2 protein-coding genes and 2 pseudogenes are annotated in these 3581 nt (G+C 44.7%); 2 read left to right on the forward strand and 2 right to left on the reverse strand.

The window, feature by feature from the left end; genetic code table 11:
• Positions 1-101: 101 nt before the first annotated feature.
• Positions 102-179 (reverse strand): annotated as a pseudogene (locus H6G40_RS22675) (transposase DNA-binding-containing protein); the annotation flags it as partial.
• Between the two features lie 597 nt (positions 180-776).
• Here H6G40_RS22675 and H6G40_RS22680 point away from each other — a divergent pair.
• Both H6G40_RS22680 and H6G40_RS22685 read left to right on the forward strand, forming a co-directional pair.
• On the forward strand, positions 777-2249 hold the full coding sequence (locus tag H6G40_RS22680) for a phosphatidylserine decarboxylase (protein ID WP_190538258.1): 1473 nt from the start codon (positions 777-779) through the stop codon (positions 2247-2249).
• Between the two features lie 80 nt (positions 2250-2329).
• Positions 2330-2791, forward strand: a complete 462-nt coding sequence (locus H6G40_RS22685; RefSeq protein ID WP_069475437.1) for a DUF29 domain-containing protein — start codon at positions 2330-2332, stop codon at positions 2789-2791.
• A gap of 78 nt (positions 2792-2869) precedes the next feature.
• Here H6G40_RS22685 and H6G40_RS22690 read toward each other — a convergent pair.
• A pseudogene (locus H6G40_RS22690) lies at positions 2870-3373 on the reverse strand (Eco57I restriction-modification methylase domain-containing protein); the annotation flags it as partial.
• Positions 3374-3581: the final 208 nt, after the last annotated feature.

Raw genomic sequence — 3581 nt, forward strand, 5'->3', positions numbered from 1 at the left:
TCTGAATGATGCCCATCTGAAACATAAAAAAGAACTGGATTCCTTGCTGACTCTACGATTTCAGAAGTTTAATAAATCTCAGATTATGAACGTCTAAAGTAGATACTGATTAACCTTTTCTTTCTTCTGGTGTCCCCTAGGTCTGCATACTGTAATTCTTGGGCTGCCCATTTCTCCATTTTTTTGCTTACCTCCACCTTAATTCCTTCTTTCAAAACTATACCTATCAATCGTTTCCCCTTTTTTTAAGTTTCTTCTCTTTTTGTTAAGAAAGATCTGACTAATGGATAGCTTATTAAGGGGGGTGTCTGACAACTTTTAACACCTACCTACTTCCTAAATTTGGTTATTAAAAACTGATTATTTATTCTTCCTTTTGCATGAGTGCCTATCCTGATATGTAGCCTATACTCAACGGATTTAGTATTAGGTATAGACATCGACCTAATATTATCTCAGGCAATTAGACCCACTTTCTGCACTTCTTAACATTCAATTGATAATTTTTACTAATCTATTGCTGACAAACCTTTGCCAATCAGGATTATAGCTACAATGATGGATTTTTTATTAAGGTGAAGAATTGTAAATTTTTTTCTCAGAAAAAGTCAATTATTGAAAATGTTCTTAATAGTAGTTTATATAATGAAGGTTTTTTGTCAAAACATCTTGGGGAATGTAAAAATATATAAAAGTATATGAAGATGTGCGGAATGTCGGCCCTGTCTGTGGAGATTTTAGATAGATAGTTTGATATTCAACAAGGGGAAAATGGCATGAACACAAATCACAACCAGAGTTATGGCCGGTTGAAATGGAAAGCGGTGTCGGCGCGGGAGGCCCAGCACCTGAACGAACAGGGAGTTTCATCGTCAATCCCGCAGGGGCCGAAATTCCTTAAAGAGCTACCCCCCGATAGCGCAGTGTACGAGCCGAAGCAGCCGATCACAAAGAAACTTAAAAAGCTCATCGACGATTACGCCTATGGGGGAGCCTTCCAGAGCGCGATCTTGAAGATAAGACAACAGCGCATCCCCGAACTCGATCGGATACACAACCTCCACCAATTTTACTATTACATCGATGCCCTGGTAACGTGGATCCCCGGGTTGCGGGTCTGGGAATGGCAGGGCGACATTTACCACGAACGCACAGATTATCTGCACCTGACGCAGTTCTATTACTACTTCAACCAGCCCGAACTCGTCTCCCTGCAAAGCCCGATCGCTCCCTTTACCGGCGAGGCTCTCACACCGCTATCCCTCTGGCTTCGGGAATTTGCGGTCGAATGGGGCGAATTTCTCGACACACCCGAATCGGCCAACCATCTCGTAACCTATAAGTTCGGGCCGGAATATACCTACCAGGACTACAATGGGGGCGAAAACGGGATCGAGAACTACAAGACATTCAACGAGTGGTTTTCCAGGACTTTCAAGGATATCAATCGACAGCGCCCAGTCGCCCAGCCAGACGATCCTCGGATTATTGTCTTCCCAGCCGAGTCCACTTTCGTCGGCCAATGGACTATCACCACTCGGGTGGGCGAGCCGATGCCCGCACAGTCCTCAATCGTGGTCAAGCACGTCGAATGGCCTATCCCGGAACTGTTAAAGGGTTCCAAGTATGCCCAGGATTTCGAGGGCGGCATTTTCGTCCACAGCTTTCTCAATGTCTTTGACTATCACCGGCAGCACGCCCCGGCAGCGGGCAGGATAATTGAGGCCAAATTTATCCCAGGACAGGTTTACCTGGATGTCCAACTTGATCTACTCGATGCTGAGGGACGTGCCGATGAAAACTCATCCTTGGCCAACGTGGCCATGCCGCACCGTTATCTGGATGCACAGGATGCCACAGACTATCAGTTTGTGCAGTGCCGTGGGCTTTTTGTCCTGGAAACCGCTATCGGCAAGATCGCCGTGCTGCCCATTGGAATGGCACAAGTATCGTCCGTTGTGTTCGTCAAACCAGGGACGCAGGAACTTATCCGTCTTACCCAACAGGAAAAGAAGGGGCGATCTTATGATGAGCAGGTGGCACTGATCAACGAGAAGGTGCGCCAGGAGGTGGTGGGAAAAACGGTGTCGAAGGGCGAGATGATCTCGACTTTCCTCTTCGGCGGCTCCGACATCGTGATGGTATTCGAGCGTCAGTCCAACGTCAACATCACGGCTACGGTAGGTGTTCACTATCCGGTGCGGAGTCAGTACGCCTATTCAAATATCGCCAAACTGCTGTCGTTTTGATCGTGCTTCGCTGTTCTATACTGGCGGAACCTGTCATCTCTAGGGTTCCTTCCAGCCGACATTTTAGGTAAAGTTCCAATATGAAAGATCAAGCCAATTCCCTGTATGAATCGGACTTCTATGGGTGGACAGAGCTACAAGCGAAAGCTCTGGCCAACCGACAGGTAGAAGCTCTGGACTGGCAAAACTTACGGGAGGAAATCATTTCCTTGGGTAAACAAGAATATCGAGAACTGGTGGGCCGTCTAACCGTTTTGGTAGGACATCTTCTCAAATGGGAATATCAGCCGGATAAACGTTCTCGCAGCTGGTTTTTGACAATTAGAGAACAGAGACGAGGGATCAGACGGCATCTAGAGGGCAATCCTAGTTTAAAATCCCAGATACCGACGGCTTTATCCGATGCTTTCGAGGCCGGAGTGGATTTGGCTTTGCGGGACACGGATTTACCGATACGGACTTTTCCCTCTCACTGTCTTTTCACCTTCGAGGACATCCTGACCGACCATTTCCTCTGCGATACCAGTCAGGATTGGTCGTAAATTTAACGGTTATACCGCCTCAACGGGTATCTGTATCTCAACAAGTAATTTAAATACGCGGGCAGCTGATTCTTTTTTTTACTCTCTCCCTTCAATAATTTTAATTTCTTCCTCGCTTAATCCATAGAGTTTATAAACAATTAGATCGATCAATTCATCGGTCGTGCTTAATTGTTGTTTTAGGGGCAAAAGTTTATCTAGACTGGTTTGATATTCTTTTTCTATGGTTTCCTGTATTTGACGATCGAGTAAGTTAACGGTAATTTTCTTTTTGTTCTTTTTCAGTATCTCCCACAGCTGATCCAAGCTAAGATGAGGTTCGCTTTTTTGGTAGTCACCGAGATAGTTTTGGATTTTTGATTTGTTGGTTAAATTATCGATCGCACTGCCGATTATTCTCTCTAAATATCTCAAAAAGCTTTTGATTTCTTTTTGTTTTTCCCGATTTATCTCGATCATCTGTTCTGCTAAGTAGGCCAGAATATCATGGACTATATCGGTTTCCTCTCTCCTAATATGTTCCTCGATTTCTTTTAATATTTCTTGCTTTTCTTGATAACTTTTGATAAGTTTCTCTAAGCAGGGTTTGCTGAATAAATCTAAAAACCTTACAGGAAAGGGCTTTTAGCTTGATTGAGAGCTTCCCAAATGCACTTAAATCTGCTAGAATCTCTTAAAACCCTTGCATCACCCTTGCATCACCCTTGCATCTTCTCTAATTAGTGCTAATGTACCGTAAAAGCGAGTTACCCTCAACCCCACCAGAAAACTTCGAGCTGCCCTTTGAGGG

Source organism: Microcystis viridis FACHB-1342 (assembly GCF_014698335.1).
GTDB classification, from domain to species: domain Bacteria; phylum Cyanobacteriota; class Cyanobacteriia; order Cyanobacteriales; family Microcystaceae; genus Microcystis; species Microcystis ichthyoblabe_A.